18 protein-coding genes are annotated in these 18,511 nt (G+C 68.3%); 14 read left to right on the plus strand and 4 right to left on the minus strand.

Going from position 1 to position 18,511, the window contains the following annotated elements; all coding sequences use genetic code 11:
• Window positions 1-91 precede the first annotated feature (91 nt).
• Window positions 92-1,675: a diguanylate cyclase gene (locus tag R1Z03_RS14990; RefSeq protein WP_317352337.1), complete on the plus strand. Its 1,584-nt coding sequence runs from the start codon at window positions 92-94 to the stop codon at window positions 1,673-1,675.
• 77 nt (window positions 1,676-1,752) lie between these two features.
• Here R1Z03_RS14990 and R1Z03_RS14995 read toward each other — a convergent pair whose 3' ends face one another.
• Window positions 1,753-2,445, minus strand: coding sequence for a Fic family protein (locus R1Z03_RS14995; RefSeq protein WP_284406797.1), 693 nt, complete (start codon window positions 2,443-2,445; stop codon window positions 1,753-1,755).
• A gap of 276 nt (window positions 2,446-2,721) precedes the next feature.
• Window positions 2,722-3,693 carry a LysR substrate-binding domain-containing protein gene (locus tag R1Z03_RS15000; protein ID WP_284406796.1) on the minus strand — a complete coding sequence of 324 codons (972 nt, stop codon included), beginning with the start codon at window positions 3,691-3,693 and terminating at the stop codon, window positions 2,722-2,724.
• A 216-nt stretch (window positions 3,694-3,909) separates the two neighbouring features.
• Here R1Z03_RS15000 and R1Z03_RS15005 point away from each other — a divergent pair, with 216 nt between their 5' ends.
• The 6 genes from R1Z03_RS15005 to R1Z03_RS15030 all read left to right on the plus strand — a co-directional run bounded on the left by R1Z03_RS15005 (window position 3,910) and on the right by R1Z03_RS15030 (window position 9,749).
• Window positions 3,910-5,142: an amidohydrolase family protein gene (locus R1Z03_RS15005; RefSeq protein ID WP_284428878.1), complete on the plus strand. Its 1,233-nt coding sequence runs from the start codon at window positions 3,910-3,912 to the stop codon at window positions 5,140-5,142.
• A gap of 32 nt (window positions 5,143-5,174) precedes the next feature.
• A complete protein-coding gene (locus R1Z03_RS15010; RefSeq protein ID WP_284428877.1) occupies window positions 5,175-6,395 on the plus strand; it encodes an ABC transporter substrate-binding protein in 1,221 nt (406 codons plus the stop codon).
• Between the two features lie 79 nt (window positions 6,396-6,474).
• On the plus strand, window positions 6,475-7,350 hold the full coding sequence (locus tag R1Z03_RS15015; protein ID WP_272564160.1) for a branched-chain amino acid ABC transporter permease: 876 nt from the start codon (window positions 6,475-6,477) through the stop codon (window positions 7,348-7,350).
• Window positions 7,351-7,369: 19 nt separating this feature from the next.
• Complete coding sequence (locus R1Z03_RS15020; RefSeq protein ID WP_284428876.1) at window positions 7,370-8,248, plus strand: branched-chain amino acid ABC transporter permease; 879 nt, start codon at window positions 7,370-7,372, stop codon at window positions 8,246-8,248.
• The gene (locus R1Z03_RS15025) at window positions 8,245-9,024 is read left to right on the plus strand and encodes an ABC transporter ATP-binding protein (protein ID WP_372588153.1); all 780 of its coding nucleotides are present in this window, start codon (window positions 8,245-8,247) and stop codon (window positions 9,022-9,024) included. The genes R1Z03_RS15020 and R1Z03_RS15025 overlap by 4 nt, the downstream gene beginning before the upstream one ends.
• Window positions 9,021-9,749 carry an ABC transporter ATP-binding protein gene (locus tag R1Z03_RS15030; RefSeq protein WP_317352345.1) on the plus strand — a complete coding sequence of 243 codons (729 nt, stop codon included), beginning with the start codon at window positions 9,021-9,023 and terminating at the stop codon, window positions 9,747-9,749. The genes R1Z03_RS15025 and R1Z03_RS15030 overlap by 4 nt, the downstream gene beginning before the upstream one ends.
• Window positions 9,750-9,870: 121 nt before the next feature.
• Here the strand turns inward: R1Z03_RS15030 and R1Z03_RS15035 are convergent, their stop codons facing one another.
• Window positions 9,871-10,314, minus strand: a complete 444-nt coding sequence (locus R1Z03_RS15035; RefSeq protein WP_284428873.1) for a universal stress protein — start codon at window positions 10,312-10,314, stop codon at window positions 9,871-9,873.
• 107 nt (window positions 10,315-10,421) lie between these two features.
• Here R1Z03_RS15035 and R1Z03_RS15040 point away from each other — a divergent pair, with 107 nt between their 5' ends.
• The 3 genes from R1Z03_RS15040 (at window position 10,422) to R1Z03_RS15050 (ending at window position 14,697) form a co-directional block, all read left to right on the plus strand.
• On the plus strand, window positions 10,422-12,911 hold the full coding sequence (locus R1Z03_RS15040; protein ID WP_372588154.1) for a heavy metal translocating P-type ATPase: 2,490 nt from the start codon (window positions 10,422-10,424) through the stop codon (window positions 12,909-12,911).
• A complete protein-coding gene (gene ccoS, locus R1Z03_RS15045) occupies window positions 12,911-13,048 on the plus strand; it encodes a cbb3-type cytochrome oxidase assembly protein CcoS (RefSeq protein ID WP_272564155.1) in 138 nt (45 codons plus the stop codon). The genes R1Z03_RS15040 and ccoS overlap by 1 nt, the downstream gene beginning before the upstream one ends.
• A gap of 212 nt (window positions 13,049-13,260) precedes the next feature.
• The gene (locus tag R1Z03_RS15050; protein WP_317352348.1) at window positions 13,261-14,697 is read left to right on the plus strand and encodes an alpha/beta hydrolase; all 1,437 of its coding nucleotides are present in this window, start codon (window positions 13,261-13,263) and stop codon (window positions 14,695-14,697) included.
• Between the two features lie 173 nt (window positions 14,698-14,870).
• Here the strand turns inward: R1Z03_RS15050 and R1Z03_RS15055 are convergent, their stop codons facing one another.
• The gene (locus R1Z03_RS15055; RefSeq protein WP_317352349.1) at window positions 14,871-15,119 is read right to left on the minus strand and encodes a hypothetical protein; all 249 of its coding nucleotides are present in this window, start codon (window positions 15,117-15,119) and stop codon (window positions 14,871-14,873) included.
• 174 nt (window positions 15,120-15,293) lie between these two features.
• Here R1Z03_RS15055 and ccoN point away from each other — a divergent pair, with 174 nt between their 5' ends.
• From ccoN to ccoP, 4 genes are read left to right on the plus strand one after another with little or no spacing between them, the layout of a single operon-like run.
• Window positions 15,294-16,733, plus strand: coding sequence for a cytochrome-c oxidase, cbb3-type subunit I (gene ccoN / locus R1Z03_RS15060; protein WP_272564153.1), 1,440 nt, complete (start codon window positions 15,294-15,296; stop codon window positions 16,731-16,733).
• 19 nt (window positions 16,734-16,752) lie between these two features.
• Window positions 16,753-17,382 (plus strand): cytochrome-c oxidase, cbb3-type subunit II, encoded by a 630-nt coding sequence (gene ccoO / locus R1Z03_RS15065; RefSeq protein ID WP_272548311.1) that lies wholly within the window; start codon window positions 16,753-16,755, stop codon window positions 17,380-17,382.
• A 20-nt stretch (window positions 17,383-17,402) separates the two neighbouring features.
• Window positions 17,403-17,540 carry a cbb3-type cytochrome c oxidase subunit 3 gene (locus R1Z03_RS15070; RefSeq protein ID WP_272548310.1) on the plus strand — a complete coding sequence of 46 codons (138 nt, stop codon included), beginning with the start codon at window positions 17,403-17,405 and terminating at the stop codon, window positions 17,538-17,540.
• A gap of 24 nt (window positions 17,541-17,564) precedes the next feature.
• The gene (gene ccoP, locus R1Z03_RS15075) at window positions 17,565-18,479 is read left to right on the plus strand and encodes a cytochrome-c oxidase, cbb3-type subunit III (protein ID WP_317352355.1); all 915 of its coding nucleotides are present in this window, start codon (window positions 17,565-17,567) and stop codon (window positions 18,477-18,479) included.
• The last annotated feature ends 32 nt before the right edge of the window (window positions 18,480-18,511 follow it).

Genomic DNA, 18,511 nt, shown 5'->3' on the forward strand with positions numbered 1-18,511 from the left:
GGGGCCGTGGAACGCGGGGGAAAAGCCGCTTCACCGATGGGGTGGCAGGTGCTAACCTGACCCTTGCCCTTGCCCTCTGGAGTCCTGCCGCATGCCTGCCGTCTTGCCCCGGTCCCCAGCGACCCCGGCCCCCCCGAAACTGCCGGACAAGGACCGGTCGGTCGCCTCGGCGGTCCTGTTCGTCGTGCTGGTCGCGCTGCTGCTGGTGGCCTCCAACGTGTGGCTGGCCTGGCGCGCGCGCGATGCCGGGTGGCAGCAGGCCGCCGATGCGTCGCGCAACCTGACGCATGCCGTCGCCCAGCAGATCGATGCCATGTTCGCCGAGGTCGGCCGCGTGGTCGGCAGCGTGGTGTACGAACTGGAGCGCTCGGAGATGGCCCCCGACGCGCTGGACCGCCTGCAGCCCGTGCTGGTCACCCACGTCGCGCAGTCCGAGCACCTGCACGGCATGTTCGTCTTCGGGCCCGATGGCCGCTGGCTCGTCAACTCGCAGCCGGTGCAGAACCCCCAGGCCAACAATGCGGACCGCGCCTATTTCATCCACCACCGCGACAGCCCGAGCACGCGCGTTGCCATCGGCAAGCCCATCGTCAGCCGGTCCTCGGGCGTGTGGGTCATTCCGGTGTCGCGGCGGATCGACGACGCCGAAGGGCAGTTCGCAGGGGTGGCGCTCGCGACCATCCGGGTGGACTACGTGCTCGGCCTGCTCAACGGGCTGCAGATCGGCGACAAGGGCGCCATCGCGCTCCTGCTGGACGACGGAACCGTCCTGGCCCGGCGGCCCTTCTTCGCCGAAGACCTGGGCCGCAGCCTGAGCGGCACGCCGCTGTTCCAGATGCTGACGCAAAGCCGCGCCGGCATCGCCACCGCGCCGTCGCCCATCGACGGCGTGCGCCGTCTGGTGGGTTTCGAGCACACCCGCAGCAATGCCCTGCTGGTCACCGTCGCGCTGGCGGAAGACGAGGTGCTGGCCGAGTGGCGCCGCTCGGCCTCGGTGCAGGCCCTGGGCATCCTGCTGCTGGTGGTCGTGGTCGGGCTGGCCGGGGGCGGCGTGATCCAGGCGGTCCGGCACCGCCGCGACGTCGAGCGCGACCTGACCGCGGCGCGCGATGCGCTGGTGCTGGCCAACGACAAGCTGGAGCACCTGGCCGAGCACGACGGCCTGACGGGGCTGTACAACCGCCGCGCCTACGACCAGCACATCGCCAGTGCGATGGCCCGATGCCGGCGCAGCCGCATGCCGGTGTCGGTCGTCCTGTTCGACGTGGATTTCTTCAAGAAGTACAACGACTTCTTCGGCCACCTCAGCGGCGACGAATGCCTGCGGCAGGTCGCCAAGGCGCTGGAGGCGTCGGTGCGCCGGCCGGAGGACATGGTGGCGCGCTATGGGGGCGAGGAGTTCGTGATCGTGCTGCCCGAGACCGACGCGGCCGGCGCGGCCCTCGTGGCCTCGGCGGCGCGCGCGGCGGTGCGCGCGCTGCAGATCGCGCACCCGCAAAGCCCCTTCGAATGCGTGACGGTCAGCGGCGGCCTGGCGTGCTGCGACTGGACGGACGGCGCGCCCGACAGCGCCCAGGACCTGCTGGCCAGCGCCGACGCCGCGCTGTATGCCGCCAAGCAGGCCGGGCGCAACACGGTGCTCTCCCTCGCCGGGCGCGGCGCTCTGGCGGCCTGACCGGCGCGGCGCGGGAGTAGGTTGCACTGTTCGCCAGAATCACTGCGCGGTCTGCGACGCAGGAGCCGGCTGGGGGTTCAGTTCATGTGCTGCAGCATCCGTTGGGCGGTTTCTTCGACGCTGAGGTTGAGATTGAAATCGGCCTTGCTCCAATCGGGCGATGGCATGCCAAGCTCTTTCAGAATACGTTCCGCGCACAGCCTGCTGACCCGTCCATTGCCGTCCATGTACGGATGGATGGCAATGAAGTTTTGCTTGAAGTGGGCCGCGATCATGGCAGCCTCCATGGGATCGTTTCCCTTGGCCTGGCGGAGCATCTTCTTGACTTCCCCGCACAGCCTCTGCAGGTCTTGCGGGATGCGTTCTGCCGGGCGAAACACGGTTTTTCCCGTGAGCGTTCCAGCCGTTCCTGACGAACCCGGCAAAGGCAGACCCCAGAAAGATGCGCCGTAGCTCTCCAGCTTGCCGATCTCTTCGGGCTGATAGGTTTTCACGCCCAGGCCGCCAGGCGCTGCAGCCCACGACTCACGTATCTGTGCGGGTTCGACCTTGTCCTTGCCACGTGCCCAGGCCAACGCATAGCCGACGGAAAGTTTGCCCTTCAGCGTGCTGTATTGGTCATCAGGTGCGTAAGCCGCCGAATGCACGACATGCAGCAGTTCTGGCGAGAACTCGCTTTTCAGTTGCCCCAGCGGAACGCTGTCCAGCACTTCGCGGGCCATTTGTTCGGCGGCATGTGCCTTGCCGCCATGGTGGCTTTGTGGCTGCAATGCGGTTCTTGGGCGCAGACCGGATGTCCCGGAAGTTCTCGCCCTTTGCGCGCTTTGAAGCCCCTCCGGTGCGGAGCCCGCGCGGGAGCGCCCGGAAGTGTTCGGTGCTTTGTCGAACGAGGCCGATGGTGGCAGGGTCGAGGCACGCGCCGTTCTCGATCCGTCAATTTTTGGAGGCATGTGAATCACATTGCTTGATGTGCTTCCCATGCTGCCCCGATTTTCCCGCAGGCCCCCTGCGCCGAACGAAAAACCTGGCCTGGTTGCGAACGGGGCTCAACCCGCCATCGGCGAACCGCTGGCGCAAAAGATGCAGCCGGCCGCGGGCGAGGTGCCTTCGCCCGGGTCCGTGCCCGCGGCGTGGCTGCAGCAGTGCTCCAGCCAGCCGCTCACCAGGCGGTACACCGACAGGTTGGTGCGGGCCGTGGGCGCGCACAGGTAGTAGCCCAGCGGGCTCTGGAAGCGCTGGCCCAGCGGCTCGACCAGCGTGCCGGCCTGCAGCTCGTCCTCCACCAGGCAGGTGGGCACGATGCCCACGCCGAAGCCCGACACGGCGGCCCGGATGATGAGCGAATACAGGTTGAAGCCCGGCCCGAAGCGGCTGCCGCCGGTGTCGCAGCCGTTCGCCGCCATCCAGTCGTGCCAGGCCAGCGGCACCTCGATGTGCTGCAGCAGCGTGGCGTGCTGCAGGTCGGCCTGGGTGCGCAGCGGCAGCGTGTCGCGCAGCTGGGGGCTGCAGACGATGCTGGTCTCCTGCCCGATCAGGTAGCGGGCATTGGCGCTGGGCCAGTTGCCGTAGCCGTACTGGATGGCGGCGTCGAACTCGTGCGGCACCGCGAAGTCGTGCGCGTGCTGGTAGCGCACGAAGTTCAGCGACACCTGCGGCAGCGTGCGCTTGAAGTGCCCCAGGCGCGGAAACAGCCACTGCGCGGCGAACGTGGGCGGCACCGAGAGGTTCAGCGCCCCGCCGTCGCCGCCATAGGACATGAGCTGGGCCGTCGCCGACTCCAGCGCGGCGATGGCCGGGCGCGTGGCGTTGAGGTAGGTGGCGCCCGCATCGGTCAGCTCCAGCCCCGACGAGCGGCGGATGAAGAGCTTCTGGCCCAGGTAGTCCTCCAGCGAGGCGATGTGGCGGCTGATGGCGCTTTGCGTCACGCACAGCTCCTTGGCCGCCATGGTGAAGGCCTGGTGCTTTGCCGCAGAGTGGAAAGCGTTCAGTTCGGAGAGGGTGGGGCAGAGGCGGCGCATGCAGTGGTATGAGCTGTAGTCATGGGCAGGTGAGATTTTAGGCGTTGCGACAAGACGCCATTGGCCCGATAAATGCAACCTGTGACGGCGTTGTGACGGTTTTTTCCGAATGAAGGTGTCAGCGTGCACCGCTTTCGGGACGGTACGGGGCCTTGGCCCCCATCGCCGGCAGCCCATGAGTAATTTCGAAGCCCCTATTTTGGATTTTTTGATTCCATGACCGCTTTGTTGATTGAAAACAGCCAGGTGCTGGACGTGCATGCGCTGGCGCTGCGCCCGGGTCTTTCGGTGCTGGTGCAGGACGGGCGCATCGCCGCGGTGGGCGAAGGCCTGCAGGCGCCCGAAGGCGCCACGGTGGTCGATGCGCGCGGCATGACGCTCATGCCCGGCATGATCGACTGCCACGTGCACGTGGTGGCCTCGTCGTTCAACCTGGGCGCGGTGGCCCGAATGCCCAACGTGTTCACCATGCTGCGCTCGCTGCCCATCATGAAGGGCATGCTCGAGCGCGGCTTCACCTCGGTGCGCGATGCGGGCGGCGGCGACTGGTCGCTGGCCGAAGCGGTGCGCACGGGGCTGGTGCAGGGCCCGCGCATCTTCCCCTCGGGCAAGGCGCTGTCGCAGACCGGCGGGCATGCGGACTTCCGCCAGCGCAACGACGACCTGGACGTGTGCTCGTGCGCCTACAAGCTGGGCAACATCGGCCGCGTGGTCGATGGCGTGGACGCCTGCCGCCTGGCGGTGCGCGAAGAGATCCTCAAGGGCGCCACGCAGATCAAGGTCATGGCCTCGGGCGGCGTGGCCTCGCCCAACGACCCGATCAACAACCTGGGCTATTCCGAGGCCGAACTGCGCGCCATCGTGGAAGAAGCCTCCAACGCCAATACCTACGTGATGGCCCATGCCTACACGCCCCGCGCCATCGCCCGCGCGGTGCGCTGCGGCGTGCGCACCATCGAGCACGGCAACCTGGTGGATGCCCCCACGGCCGAGCTGATGGCCGAGCTGGGCGCCTTCATGGTGCCCACGCTCATCACCTACGAGGGCCTGGCCAACGAGGGCGAGCGCTATGGCCTGCCGGCGGTGTCCATCGCCAAGATCGACTCGGTGCGCGGCCAGGGCAGGCAGGCCATCGAGATCCTCGCCAAGGCCGGCGTGAAGATGGGCCTGGGCAGCGATCTGCTGGCCGAGACGCACTACCTGCAGGCCGACGAGCTGCGCCTGCGCGCCGACGTGCTGGGCAACGGCCCGGTGCTGCAGCAGGCCACGCTGGTTGGCGCCGAGATCCTGGGGCAGCAGGGCCAGCTGGGCGAGGTGACGCCCGGCGCCATCGCCGACCTGCTGCTGGTGGACGGCAACCCGCTCACCGACATCGCCTGCCTGCTGAACCAGGGCGAGCGCATCCGCGCCATCGTCAAGGACGGCGCCTTCGTGAAAAACAACCTCTGACACCAACCCCCCTGACCTGACCGGAGAACACCATGCAACGTAGAAATTTCGTCAAGCTCGGCGGCGCCGCAGCCGCCCTGCAGTGCCTTCCCTCCATCGGCTTCAGCCAGCAGGGCGAGGTCTTCCGCATCGGCTCGCTCACGCCCATCACCGGCGCCGGCAGCCCCTACGGCCCAGGCATGCAGCAGGCCATCCGCCTGGCGGTGGACGAGGTCAACGCCGCGGGTGGCGCGGGCGGTCGCAAGCTCGAACTCTTCACCGAGGACGACCAGACCAAGCCCGACGCGGCCGTGCTGGCCGCCAAGAAGCTGATCGAAGTGAACAAGGTGCAGGCCGTGCTGGGCACCTGGGCTTCGGGCGTGACGCTGGCGGTGATGCCGCTGACCGACGCGGCCGGCATCATCCAGATGAACGTGTCGGGCGCGCCCGCCATCTCCACGCTCGACACCAAGGACCTGGTGTGGCGCTTTCAGGCCACCAACGACCGCTTCGGCGCGGCGTTCGCCGAGATCTGCGCCAAGCGCGGCTTCAAGCGCCCGGCCACCATGGCGTTCAACAACGCCTCGGGCCTGGGCAACGTGGAAGGCTTCACCAAGGTCTGGGAAAAGCGCGGCGGCAAGGTGGCGGCGCACGTCACCTACGAGCCCAGCCGCCCCAGCTACCGCAGCGAGCTGCAGAAGATCCTCGCGGCCAAGCCCGATGTGATCGTGATGGGCTCGTACCTGCCCGACACCACCATCATCCTGCGCGAATGGTTCCAGTCCGGCGCCGACAACCAATGGGTCATCCCCGGCTGGGCGGCCAATCCCGACCTGGTGAAGGCCCTGGGCGCCGAAGTGTGCGAGGGCATCATCTCGGTGGAGACGGTCTCCAACGAAAAGAGCACCTCGTACGCGCAGTTCGATGCGGCCTTCACCAAGGCCACGGGCAAGGCGGCCTCCACCAACATCTACGCCGCCATGGCCTACGACATGGTGATCTCGCTGGCCCTGGCCATGGAAGCGGCCGGCCCCAAGGCCACGGTGGAGCAGGTCAACGCCAAGCTGCGCGAGGTGTCCAACGCCCCCGGCACGGCCGTGTACTCGTTCGCCGAAGGCAAAACGCAGCTGGGCAAGAAGGCCAAGGTGAACTACGAGGGCGCGTCCAGCAAGCTGGACTTCGACAAGTTCGGCGACGCCACGCCCGACTTCGGCGTGTTCATCATCGAAAAGGGCCAGCTGGTGCGCCGCGACGTGGTGTCCATCACGGTGTGAGCGGGCGCAGCCCGGGCGGCCCCCGAGCGGGGGCGCCCGGGCTTTTCTTGACAAGGCAGGGTAAGAACGAGATGACGCAATGACCTGGATAGCTTTCGCAAACCTGTTGATCAATGGATTGATCGAAGGGCTGGTGGTGGCGCTGCCCGCACTGGCCATGACCCTGGTGATGGGCGTCAACCGCTTTCCCAACGCGGCCACGGGCGACTTCCTGACCACCGGCGCCTATGCCGCCGTGGCGGTGCAGATGCTGGGCGGCTGGCCGCTGTGGGCCGCGGCGCTGGCGAGCATGGCCGCGACCGCTGTGGTGTCCGCGGGCTCGTACACGCTGATCTTTCGCAAGCTGGCCGGGCGGCCCATGGTGTCGTCGATGCTGGCGGCCATCGGCCTGGGCTTTCTGCTGCGCAGTTTGATCTCGTTCTTCGCCGGGCACGACCAGCGCACGTTCGATCTGCCGCTGGTGCGGGCCTGGAACTTCGGCGGGGTGCGCCTGCTGCCGACCGACGTGGCCATCGCGGGCATCGCCGTGCTGTGCCTGCTGGTGGTGTTCGTGCTCATCTACAAAACGAGCTTCGGGCGCCAGTTGCGCGCCGTGGCCGACAGCGCCGACCTGGCGCGCGCCAGCGGCATCCGCGCGGGCGGGCTCATGCTCAGCCTGTGGGTGCTGGTGGGTGCGCTCTCGGCCATCGGTGGCGTGCTGCTGGGCATGAAGGCCATCGTCAGCCCCGAGATGGGCTGGGAGAGCTTGATTCCCGCCTTCGCCGCCATGGTGCTGGGCGGCATCGGCAGCCCGGTGGGCGCGGTGCTGGGCGCGCTGCTGCTGTGCGTGGCGCAGGAGCTGGCCGTGCCGCTGCTGGGGCCTTCCTACAAGCTGGTGCTGTCGTTCGTGGTGCTGGCGCTGGTGCTGCTGCTGCGCCCGGCCGGCATCATGGGCCGTGTGCAGCTCGTGCGCTGATGCCGAAGGAGCCGAATCCATGATTGCCTACCTTTGCGCCATCGGCGTCATCGCCCTCATCTACTGCCTGCTCGCGCTGGGCCTGAACCTGCAGTTCGGCCTCACGCGGCTGGTGAACTTCGGCGTGGTGGCGTTCTTCGCCGTCGGCGCCTATACCTCGGGCCTGCTGTCGCTGCAGGGCGTGCCGCTGGCGCTGTGCTTCGTGGCCGCGGGCGTGCTTTCGGGCCTGCTGGCGCTGCCCATCGGCCTGTTGTCGCTGCGGCTGCGCGACGACTACCTGGCCATCGTCACGCTCGGCTTCTCGGAGGCCGTGCGCATCTCCATCCAGCAGGAAAGCTGGCTCACCAAGGGCGTGCAGGGCCTGCCGGGCCTGCCCAAGCTGTTCGCGGCCTGGGGACCGGTGTCGGACGTGGCGACGTTCGCCACCTTGCTCGCGCTGGTCGCGCTGGTGTCCTGGGGCACGGTGCGGCTCACGCGCAGCCCCTTCGGGCGGCTGCTGAAAGCCATCGGCGACGACGAGGCCGCGCTGTCGGCCCTGGGCAAGGACCCGGCCTGGTTCAAGGTGCAGGTGTTCATGCTGGGCGCGGCGCTGGCCGGCGTGGCGGGTGCGTTCTACGCGCACTTCATCACCTTCATCACGCCCGAGCAGTTCATTCCGCTCATCACCTTCTACGTGTGGATGGGCCTGGTAATGGGCGGCGCCGGTTCGGTGCGCGGCGCGGTCTTCGGCTCGCTGCTGCTCATGGTTTTCCTGGAGGGCTCGCGTTTCGCCAAGGACTGGGTGCCGGGCGTGTCCGAAGTGGGCATGGCCAGCCTGCGGCTCGCGGCCGTGGGGCTGGCGCTGATCCTGGTCACCCTGTATCGCCCGAGCGGCCTGTTCGGAGGGAAGTCGCAATGATGGCAACGACAGCAGCACCGATGCTGAAAGTGGAGGCCGTGACGCGGCAGTTCGGCGGCTTCAAGGCGGTGGACGGCGTGTCGCTGCAGCTGGCCGAGCAGGAGATCCTGGGCATTGCAGGCACCAACGGCGCGGGCAAGAGCACCCTGTTCGCCGCCATCGCCGGCCAGCAGCCCGCCGATGCCGGGCGCATCACCTTCACCGGCCAGGACATCACCCGCGTGCCGCCGTACCGCCGCGCGCGCATGGGCCTGGTGCGCACCTTCCAGATCCCGCGCGAGTTCAAGAGCCTCACGGTGCACGAGAACCTGCTGGCCGCCGCGGCCAACCCGCAGGGCGAGCGCTTGCTGAACGCGTTCTTCCAGACGCGCAGCCTGCGCGAGCACGAAGCGCAGCTGGCGGCCAAGGCTGACGGCATCCTCCAGTTCCTGAACCTCGCGCGTGTGCGCGATGTCAAGGCGGGCGGCCTGTCGGGCGGGCAGAAGAAGCTGGTGGAGCTGGGCCGCGTGCTCATGCTGGACCCGCGCTGCATCCTGCTGGACGAGCCTTTCGCGGGCGTGAACCCGGTGCTGATCGAGGAAATCTGCGACCGCGTGCGCGAGCTGCACGGCCAGGGCATCGCCTTCATCGTGATCGAGCACCACCTGCAGGCGCTCAAGGCGCTGTCCCACCGCATGATCGTGATGGACCGCGGGCGCATCCTCGCCGAGGGCGATCCGCACACCGTGCTGGACGACCCGCGCGTGCAAGAGGCCTACATGGGAGGGGTGGTATGACCAGTGCATCGCACAACGGCAGCGGCAACCTGCTGCAGATCGGGCAGCTGCGCGGCGGCTATTCGGACGTGGACATCATCCACGGCATCGACCTGGCCGTCGCGCCGGGCGAGATCGTCACCATCGCCGGCACCAACGGCGCGGGCAAGTCCACGCTGGTGAAGGCGCTGCTGGGCCTGCTGCCGCGCGTGGCGGGCAGTATCCACCTGGGCGGGCGCGACATCACGCGGCTGTCGGCCGAAGACCGGTTCGACGCCGGCCTGGCCTACGTGCCCCAGGTGGCCAATGTGTTCCCCTCGCTCACCGTGCGCGAGAACCTGCTGGTGGTGCGCGGCGTGCCGCACGTCAAGCGCCGCATGGATGCGGTGCTGGCCGACTTTCCCGCCCTGGTCGAGCGACTGCCGCAGCCGGCCAGCAACCTCTCGGGCGGCGAGCGCCAGCAGCTGGCTTTCGCCCGCGCGCTGATGCCCTCGCCGCGCATCATGGTGCTGGACGAGCCCACGGCGGCGCTGGCGCCCTCGCTGGTCGGCAAGGTGTTCGACATGGTGCGCACGCTGCCCGCCGCCGGCGTGGCGGTGCTGATGGTGGAGCAGCGCGCGCGCCAGGCGCTGCAGATCAGCCAGCAGGGCTACATCCTCGACCAGGGGCGTTGCGTGCTGCAGGGCCCGGCCGCCGGCCTGCTGGCCGACGAGCGCATGGCGCAGCTGTACCTGGGCAACCACTGAGGCGGGGAAGGAGCGCCCGCTGCGGTTGGTTGCTCCTTTTTTGATAGCGTAATGCCCTAGTACTGATTGCGCTGGAGGGCGATTCGATGCGCAATCGCCCTGTAGCGCGGATCGCCCTCGGTCAGCGCAGCACCAGCACGGGGATGTGCGAGTGGGTCAGCACGTGCTGCGTCTCGCTGCCCAGCAGCAGCCGCTGCAGGCCCTTGCGCCCATGCGAGGCCATCACGATCAGGTCGCACTGGTGCTTGCGGGCCGCGGCGATCACCGCCTCGGCGACGAGGTCGGACTTGCTCACCACCGCCTTCACCGCCACCCCCTGGGCGCTGCCCAGCGCCTTGACCCCGTCCACCAGTGCCTTGGCGGATGCGGTCCACTGCGCCTCGATGCGCTTGGCATCGCCCGTGTCCACGATGGAGCCGCCCTCGAAGTAGCTGCGCGGATAGCGCGGCACCACCTTGAGCACGACCACGGCGGCGCCGCTCAATGCCGCCAGGGCCAGCCCATGGTCCACGGCCTTGCCGGAGAGTTCGGAGCCATCGGTGGCGATCAGGATGCGTTGGTACATGGAAGACTCCCGAAGTGGACGGAGGACGCCAGCTTACGAAGCCTGGGCAAGGGCAGGCTTGATCCAGGTCAATGTGCGGACGGGGGAGGGCGCATAGCCTCGGGGCCATGCTTTCCCACCGCTTCGAGCCGCCTCCCGACCGCCCCGACCTGGCTGCGGGAACGCCGGCCCCGGACGCTCCGTGCGCCGAGTTCGCCTCGCTGCTCGACGATCCGCAGGAATGGCCATCGTTCGGCCGCGCCCGCATGCCTGCGGGTGCCGGCGCTGACGCTGACGCCACCGCGCAGACCTGGGAATCGCATGTGGTGCTGGAGGGCATGCACTGCGCCGCCTGCGCCCTGACCATCGAAGACGTCCTGCGCGCCGTGCCCGGTGTGGCGCAGGCCGATGTGAGCGCGGCCACCCGGCGCGCGCGCGTCGTGTGGAATGCCGCCCACGTGCGGCCCTCGCAGTGGATCGCGGCGGTGCGGCGCGCGGGCTACCGGGCCCTGCCGGCCATGGACGCCTTCGCGCGGGCGCAACGTCAAGGCGAGCACCGCCGCGCGCTGTGGCGCTGGCTGGTGGCCGGCTTTTGCATGATGCAGGTGATGATGTACGCGTGGCCCGCCTACGTGGCGCAGCCGGGCGACCTCACGGCCGAGATGGAGCAGCTGCTGCGCTGGGCCTCGTGGGTCATCACGCTGCCGGTGGTCATCTTCGCTTGCGGGCCGTTCTTTGCGAACGCGCTGCGCGACGTGCGCCTGCGCCGGGTGAGCATGGACCTGCCCGTGGCGCTGGGCATGGCCATCACCTTCGGGGTGAGCACGGCGGGCACCTTCGATCCCAGCGGAATCTTCGGGCGCGAGGTGTTCTACGACTCGCTGACCATGTTCGTGTTCTTTTTGCTCACCGGCCGCTGGCTGGAGCTGCGCCTGCGCGACCGCACGGCCGGCGCGCTGGAGGCGGTGATGAACCGCCTGCCCGACAGCGTGGAGCGCCTGCAGGCCGATGGCGCCTTCGTGCGCGTGGCCGTGCGGCGCCTGGCGGTGGGCGACACGGTGCGCGTGCTGCCGGGCGAGGCCTTCCCGGCCGATGGGCGCATCATGCGGGGCGACACGCTCGCGGACGAGGCCCTGCTCACGGGCGAGTCCACGCCCGTGGCGCGGCCCGAGGGCAGCGCCGTGACCGCCGGCAGCTACAACCTGCAGTCGGCCGTGCAAGTGAAGGTGGAGCGCGTGGGGGCCGACACGCGCTTCGCCCAGATCGTGGCGCTGATGGAAAGCGCCTCGCTGCAAAAGCCGCGCCTGGCGCAACTGGCGGACCGCATCGCGCGGCCGTTCCTCATCGCCGTGCTGGCGGCGGCTGCGCTGGCTGCGGCGTGGTGGTGGCCCACCGACCCGGGCCATGCGCTCATGGTGGCGGTGGCGGTGCTCATCGTCACCTGCCCGTGCGCGCTGTCGCTCGCCACGCCCGTGGCCATGCTGACCGCGGCGGGCACGCTGGCGCGCCAGGGCGTGCTGGTGCGCCATCTGCAGGCGCTGGAGGCCCTGGCGGGTGTGGACACGGTGGTGTTCGACAAGACCGGCACCCTCACGCGCGACGGCATGGCCGTGCGCGGCGTGCATCCGGCGCCGGGTCTGGACCGGGCCGACGCCCTGGCACTGGCCGCGGCCGTGGCCCGCCATTCGGTGCACCCGGTGTCGCGGGCGCTGGTGGCTGCGGCATCGCGCGAGGGGCTGCCCGCCGCCTCGCGCTGGCACGTGCTGGAAGTGCACGAACTGGCCGGGCAGGGCCTGGTGGCGCGTTTGCGGGAGGCGGATGAGGGCGCGGATGGCGCCGCCGATGCGCGCGGCCGGCTGGCCCTGGGCGAGCGCACCGTGCGCCTGGGCTCCGTGCGCCATGCGGGCGCCAGCGTCCCGGCAGGTGACGGGGGCGAGGGCGGCTCCACGGGTCAGCAGGTGGTGCTGTCCGAGCAGCGCGGCGACGGCACGCGCGTGGAGCTGGCCCGGTTCGACTGGAGCGAAGACCTGCGCCCCGAAGCGCCCCGCGCGGTGCGCCGCCTGCGCGATGCGGGCGTGGCCGTGCAGTTGCTCTCCGGCGACCGGCCCGGCGCGGTGCGGCGCATCGCCAGGCAGGTGGGCATCGAGCGGGCACAGGGCGACTGCACGCCGCAGGACAAGCTCGCGCTGCTGCAGGCCGAACAGGCGCGCGGCCACCGCGTGGCCATGGTGGGCGACGGGCTCAACGACGGGCCGGTGCTGGCGGGCGCCCATGTGTCGTTCGCCTTCGGCCGCGCCGTGCCGCTGGCGCAGTCCCGCGCGGATTTCGTGGTGATGGGCGGCGACCTGGAGCAGGTGGTGCAGACGCTGCTGCTGGCGCGCCGCACCCTGCGCGTGGTGCGGCAGAACCTGTGCTGGGCCGCGCTCTACAACGCGCTGTGCGTGCCGCTGGCCGTCGTGGGCTGGATGCCGGCGTGGCTCGCCGGGCTGGGCATGGCGTTCAGTTCGCTGCTGGTGGTCGCGAATGCGGCGCGGCTGGCAGCCGGTACCGGCTCCCCGCACGCTCCCGCTGCGGCACCAGCCGCCCACAGCGACGTGCCGCTGCTGGAAGGTGTGTGATGGACATCCTCTACTTGCTGATTCCCCTGTCCGTCGTGCTGGTGCTGCTGGTTTTGATGGGCCTGGGCTGGGCGGTGTCCCGGGGCCAGTTCGAGGATGTGGAGCAGGAGGGCGAGCGCATCCTGCGAGATGAATGACCGGAGCGCCAAGCCAAACCGTCCCGGTATTCAACGCCCGCCGCGTCACGCAGCGGCTGACGGGCCCCTATGGCAGACCAACCGCTGCTGCCGCCACCCGTCGCCCGCGTGACAAACGCGCGGGAAAACCCGCACAGGGGTAACGCAAGCCGTGCCTAGACTGGCGCCGCCAATCCGGGCGTCATTGCTCCCCTAACGAGAGAGACACAAGCATGCAGCCGATCCGCTTTTTGATTCCTTCCCGCACGGCTGCCATCGGCGCCGTCAGTGCGTTGCTGCTCTCGGCTTGCGGTGGTGGCGGGGGCCTCGTACCAGAGGAAACCCGTGTGCAAGACACCCGCACCAGTTTTGCCGTGGCCACCGCCAGCCTGCCTTTCGCGGCCATGGATGGCACCACGGTGCAGACCGACCGCTGGAGCGGCACGAATGCCGGCGCGGGCTACCGTGTAGAGGTTCCGAAGAACTGGAACGGTATCCTGGTGATGTACGCCCACGGCTATGCGGGCGAAGGCAATGCGCTGACCGTGTCCAACCCGGCCTTCCGGCGCTACCTGATCGAAAACGGCTACGCCTGGGCGGCATCCAGCTACACCAAGAATTTTTATGACGTGCGCGTGGGCGTGGAAGACACGAATGCGCTGGCCAATGCGTTTGTGGCGATTGCCGCCGCCAACGGCCGTGTGCTGTCAGAGCCTGCCCGCACCTATGTCACCGGTGTCTCGATGGGCGGCCACATCGCCGCCGCCGCCATCGAGGACGAGGCGCAGCAAACGGCGGTCCACAAGCGGCGCTACCAGGGCGCCCTGCCGATGTGCGCCGTGCTGGGCGATCTGTCGCTGTACAACTATTTCGGTGCCTACCAGTTGGCGGCGCAGAAGCTGGCCGGTGTGCCCGCCGTTGCCGCACCCACCACCGACTGGGCCGCGCTCGCTCCGCGCGTGCGCGACGCCATGTTCGGCAGCCAGACATCGTTTGCACCGGTGACGCCGCAAGGACAGAAGCTCAAAGACATCGTCATGAACCTGACCGGCGGGCCGCGGCCGATCTTCGACCAGGGCTTTGCCAATGCACCGCTGCAAAACACCGTGTGGGGCACCTTCGGACGCGACGGCACCCTCAACGGCATCCTGAACAAGCAGGGAATCGACACCACCGGTACGGTCTACCGGTTCAACGCCAGCGCGTCAGAGGTGGCAGACTTCAACGCCACCATCGCGAAGTGGGTGCCGGCACCCGACGCCAACCGCCTGCGCACCGATGGCCTGCGCTGGGTGCCACAGGTCAATGGCCAGTTCCGAATCCCGGTGGTCACCCTGCATACGCTGGGCGACATGTACGTGCCCTTCCACATGGAGCAGGTCTACCGCGACCGCGTCGAGGCCAACGGCAATGGCCAGTGGCTGGTGCAGCGCGCCATTCGCGCCCCCAGCCACTGCGATTTCACCGTGGCCGAGCAGTCCGAAGCATTCAAGGCGATGGCCGAGTGGGTCGAGAAAGGCACCAAGCCCGCGGGCGACGACGTGAAAACGCCCGCCACCGTCGCTGACGCCCGTTATGGCTGCACCTATACCCGCAATGCAGGTGGGCGCGACGACAGTGCTGCAACCGTGGCGACCCGCGCAACCTTGCCCGGGTGCAGCGGCAGCTGATCTGGCGTCGACTCGAATGCATGGCAAAGCCCTGTGAGGCGGGCCTTCTGGCGCCGCCTCACATGCGTCCCCTCTGCCGCTCAACCAGCCCAAGGGCAACTCTCCTTCGCTCCCTAAGCGGGACTGAGCCGACAGGAATCGCGGGTGTTTCAGGTCAGTGGCTACCAAGGTGCTTAGGCTCCTTCGGCTCGGCGCAGAAAGGGAGTCTCGTCTGGGTGGTCGGTGTAGCGGCGAAGCAGTGACGTCCCTGTTGAACGACCAGTCGGGCCCGCCGTCCAGAATTTGGTCCTGGAAAGATGCCGAACCGCTCGTACACGCGGGTCTGTATCGCCTTGTTCATTGACAACACAGGTGTTGCGCTTCAGGTTCGAATCCGCCGCGGTGACCACGGCGTGACTCCTGATTTCCTGGTAGAGATCCATTGGCGATTCTCTGGTGGTTGCTGACTCATGCCAACCCCTGTACGGGCAGCCGTGCTGCCAGTGGTTGGCCTGACGCTCTGTGACTCCGGCCGCATTCATCGCAACGATTGACATGCGTCAATGCCCCCGACGGGTATCCGGAAGAAACTTTCCGTGCAATCAAAGAGGTGCACGATGGAATCTCCAAAAACCGCTGCCGCGCATTACGACGACACCGTCGTGCGGCAGTTTTCGATCATGGCCGTGGTGTGGGGGGTGGTGGGCATGCTGGTCGGCGTCTTCATCGCCGCCCAGCTGGCCTGGCCGGAACTCAACTTCGGCATTCCCTGGCTCAGCTACGGCCGTCTGCGGCCGCTGCACACCAACGCGGTGATCTTCGCCTTCGGCGGCTGCGCGCTGTTCGCCACCAGCTACTACGTGGCGCAGCGCACCTGCCAGGTGCGCCTGTTCGCGGGGCCGCTGGCGTCGTTCACGTTCTGGGGCTGGCAGCTCGTCATCGTGGCGGCGGCCATCAGCCTGCCGCTGGGCTACACCACCGGCAAGGAATACGCCGAGCTGGAATGGCCCATCGACATCCTGATCACGCTGGTGTGGGTGTCGTACGCCATCGTGTTCTTCGGCACCATCGGCCGCCGCAAGGTGCGCCATATCTACGTGGCCAACTGGTTCTTCGGCGCGTTCATCCTGGCGGTGGCGCTGCTGCACCTGGTCAACAGCGCCGAAGTGCCTGCCGGCTGGATGAAGAGCTACTCGGCCTATGCCGGCGTGCAGGACGCGATGGTGCAGTGGTGGTACGGCCACAACGCGGTGGGCTTCTTCCTCACCGCGGGCTTCCTCGGGATGATGTATTACTTCATCCCCAAGCAGGCCGGCCGCCCGGTGTACAGCTACCGCCTGTCGATCGTGCACTTCTGGGCGCTGATCTTCACCTACATGTGGGCGGGCCCCCACCACCTGCACTACACCGCGCTGCCGGACTGGACGCAATCGGTGGGCATGGTGTTCTCGCTGATCCTGCTGGCCCCCAGCTGGGGCGGGATGATCAATGGCGTGATGACGCTGTCGGGCGCCTGGCACAAGCTGCGCGACGACCCCATCCTGCGCTTCCTGATCGTGTCGCTGTCGTTCTACGGCATGGCCACGTTCGAGGGCCCGATGATGTCCATCAAGACCGTCAACGCGCTCAGCCACTACACCGACTGGACTGTCGGCCACGTGCATGCCGGTGCCCTGGGCTGGGTGGGCCTGATCACCATGGGTTCGCTGTACTACCTGATCCCGCGCCTGTTCGGCCGGGAAAAGATGCACTCGGTGCCCGCCATCGAGCTGCACTTCTGGATGTCCACCATCGGCATCGTGCTGTACATCGCCGCGATGTGGATCGCCGGCGTCATGCAGGGCCTGATGTGGCGCGCGGTCAATCCCGACGGCACGCTCACCTATACCTTCGTCGAAAGCGTGAAGGCCACCTATCCGTTCTACGTGGTCCGCTTCGCCGGCGGCCTGCTGTACCTGGGCGGCATGCTGGTGATGGCCTGGAACGTGTGGGCCACCGCCATCTCGGGCCGCTCGGTCAAGGTGTCGATCCCCGCCGTGAACACGGCCCATGCCTGAGCCCCGAGGAGCGCATTCCATGTCCGAACACAACCCCAAATCGGCCGGCTTCTCGCACGAGAAGATCGAGACCAACAACTTCCTGATGATCGTGCTGATCGTGCTGGTGGTCGCCATCGGCGGCCTGGCCGAGATCGTGCCGCTGTTCTTCCAGAAGTCCACCACCGAGCCCGTGACGGGCGTGCAGCCCTACACCGCGGTGCAGCTGCTGGGCCGCGACATCTACCTGCGCGAGGGCTGCTACAACTGCCACTCGCAGATGATCCGCCCCTTCCGCGCCGAGACGCTGCGCTACGGCCACTACTCGGTGGCCGGCGAGTTCGTGTACGACCACCCCTTCCAGTGGGGTAGCAAGCGCACCGGCCCCGACCTGCACCGCGTGGGCGGCAAGTACAGCGACGAGTGGCACCGCATCCACCTGAACAACCCGCGCGACGTGGTGCCCGAATCCAACATGCCCGCCTACAGCTGGCTGGAGAAGACGCCCGTCGATCCCGCCGTGGCCGCGCCGCGCATGAAGGCGCTGCGCACGGTGGGCGTGCCCTACACAGACGAGCAGATCGCGGCCGCGTCCGAGGAGGTCAAGGGCAAGACCGAGATGGACGTGCTCGTGGCCTACCTGCAGGTCATGGGCCGCGCCCTCAAGTAACGAACCGCAAGGAGCTGGTCATGGACATCACCACTGTGCGCATCGTCGCCACGCTGGCATCGCTGGCGTGCTTCCTCGGCATCCTGGTCTGGGCGTTCTCGCGCCGCAACCGGGCCCGGTTCGAGGAGGCCGCGCGCCTGCCCTTCGAGCAAGACTGATCCGCAAAAAACAATGAGAACGACATGAGTGACTTCACCCACAATTTCTGGTCGGTCTATGTGGCGGGGCTGACCGTGGTCGGCATCCTGGGCTGCCTGCTGCTGCTCTGGATCACGGCCCGCAAGAAGGTCGCGCCCAGCACCGACAACACCACGGGCCACGTCTGGGACGAGGACCTGCGGGAGATGGACAACCCCATGCCGCGCTGGTGGATGTGGCTGTTCGTGCTCACCATCGTCTTCGGCTTCGGCTACCTGGCCGTCTATCCGGGCCTGGGCCGCTTCGCCGGCCAGTTCGGCTGGACGCAGGCCGGTGAGTACGAGGCCGAGATGGCCAAGGCGCGCACCGAGCTTGCGCCGCTGTACGCCCGGTTCGCCACGATGAAGACCGAGGACATGGCCGCCAACCCCGAGGCCATGGCCATTGGCGAGCGCTTGTTCATGAACAACTGCGCGCAGTGCCACGGCTCGGACGCACGGGGCAGCAAGGGCTTTCCCAACCTGTCCGACAACGACTGGCTGCACGGCGGCGCGCCGGAGAACATCCGCGAGACGCTGGAGAAGGGCCGCATGGGCACCATGCCGCCCATGGCCGCAGCCGTGGGTTCGCCGGAGGACATCCGCAACCTCGCGCACTATGTGCTGAGCCTGTCGGGCAGCCCACACGACTCGCTGCGCGCCTCGCTGGGCAAGTCCAAGTTCACCGCCTGCGCGGCCTGCCACGGCATGGACGGCAAGGGCAATACGGCCCTGGGCGCGCCCAACCTGACCGACGACGTCTGGCTGCACGGCTGGGGCGAGGCGGCCATCACCGCCATGGTCAACCACGGCAAGGTCAACGTGATGCCGGCCCAGGCCGACAAGCTGACCGAGGCCCAGATCGGCGTGCTCACCGCCTACGTGTGGGGCCTGTCCCACCGCGCGAACGCGGTGCGCTGACGGCGCCGATGCCACCGGGGAACGCGATCCAG

This window comes from Acidovorax sp. BLS4, assembly GCF_032929295.1.
GTDB lineage: Bacteria > Pseudomonadota > Gammaproteobacteria > Burkholderiales > Burkholderiaceae_C > Paracidovorax.

Excerpts from the sequence above, each read along its gene's own strand:
- R1Z03_RS14990 (WP_317352337.1), top strand. The coding sequence starts at position 92 with ATGCCTGCCGTCTTGCCCCGGTCCCCAGCGACCCCGGCCCCCCCGAAA.
- R1Z03_RS15000 (WP_284406796.1), bottom strand. The coding sequence starts at position 3,693 with ATGCGCCGCCTCTGCCCCACCCTCTCCGAACTGAACGCTTTCCACTCT.
- R1Z03_RS15005 (WP_284428878.1), top strand. The coding sequence starts at position 3,910 with ATGACCGCTTTGTTGATTGAAAACAGCCAGGTGCTGGACGTGCATGCG.
- R1Z03_RS15010 (WP_284428877.1), top strand. The coding sequence starts at position 5,175 with ATGCAACGTAGAAATTTCGTCAAGCTCGGCGGCGCCGCAGCCGCCCTG.
- R1Z03_RS15015 (WP_272564160.1), top strand. The coding sequence starts at position 6,475 with ATGACCTGGATAGCTTTCGCAAACCTGTTGATCAATGGATTGATCGAA.
- R1Z03_RS15020 (WP_284428876.1), top strand. The coding sequence starts at position 7,370 with ATGATTGCCTACCTTTGCGCCATCGGCGTCATCGCCCTCATCTACTGC.
- R1Z03_RS15025 (WP_372588153.1), top strand. The coding sequence starts at position 8,245 with ATGATGGCAACGACAGCAGCACCGATGCTGAAAGTGGAGGCCGTGACG.
- R1Z03_RS15030 (WP_317352345.1), top strand. The coding sequence starts at position 9,021 with ATGACCAGTGCATCGCACAACGGCAGCGGCAACCTGCTGCAGATCGGG.
- R1Z03_RS15035 (WP_284428873.1), bottom strand. The coding sequence starts at position 10,314 with ATGTACCAACGCATCCTGATCGCCACCGATGGCTCCGAACTCTCCGGC.
- R1Z03_RS15040 (WP_372588154.1), top strand. The coding sequence starts at position 10,422 with ATGCTTTCCCACCGCTTCGAGCCGCCTCCCGACCGCCCCGACCTGGCT.
- ccoS (WP_272564155.1), top strand. The coding sequence starts at position 12,911 with ATGGACATCCTCTACTTGCTGATTCCCCTGTCCGTCGTGCTGGTGCTG.
- R1Z03_RS15050 (WP_317352348.1), top strand. The coding sequence starts at position 13,261 with ATGCAGCCGATCCGCTTTTTGATTCCTTCCCGCACGGCTGCCATCGGC.
- R1Z03_RS15055 (WP_317352349.1), bottom strand. The coding sequence starts at position 15,119 with ATGGATCTCTACCAGGAAATCAGGAGTCACGCCGTGGTCACCGCGGCG.
- ccoN (WP_272564153.1), top strand. The coding sequence starts at position 15,294 with ATGGAATCTCCAAAAACCGCTGCCGCGCATTACGACGACACCGTCGTG.
- ccoO (WP_272548311.1), top strand. The coding sequence starts at position 16,753 with ATGTCCGAACACAACCCCAAATCGGCCGGCTTCTCGCACGAGAAGATC.
- R1Z03_RS15070 (WP_272548310.1), top strand. The coding sequence starts at position 17,403 with ATGGACATCACCACTGTGCGCATCGTCGCCACGCTGGCATCGCTGGCG.
- ccoP (WP_317352355.1), top strand. The coding sequence starts at position 17,565 with ATGAGTGACTTCACCCACAATTTCTGGTCGGTCTATGTGGCGGGGCTG.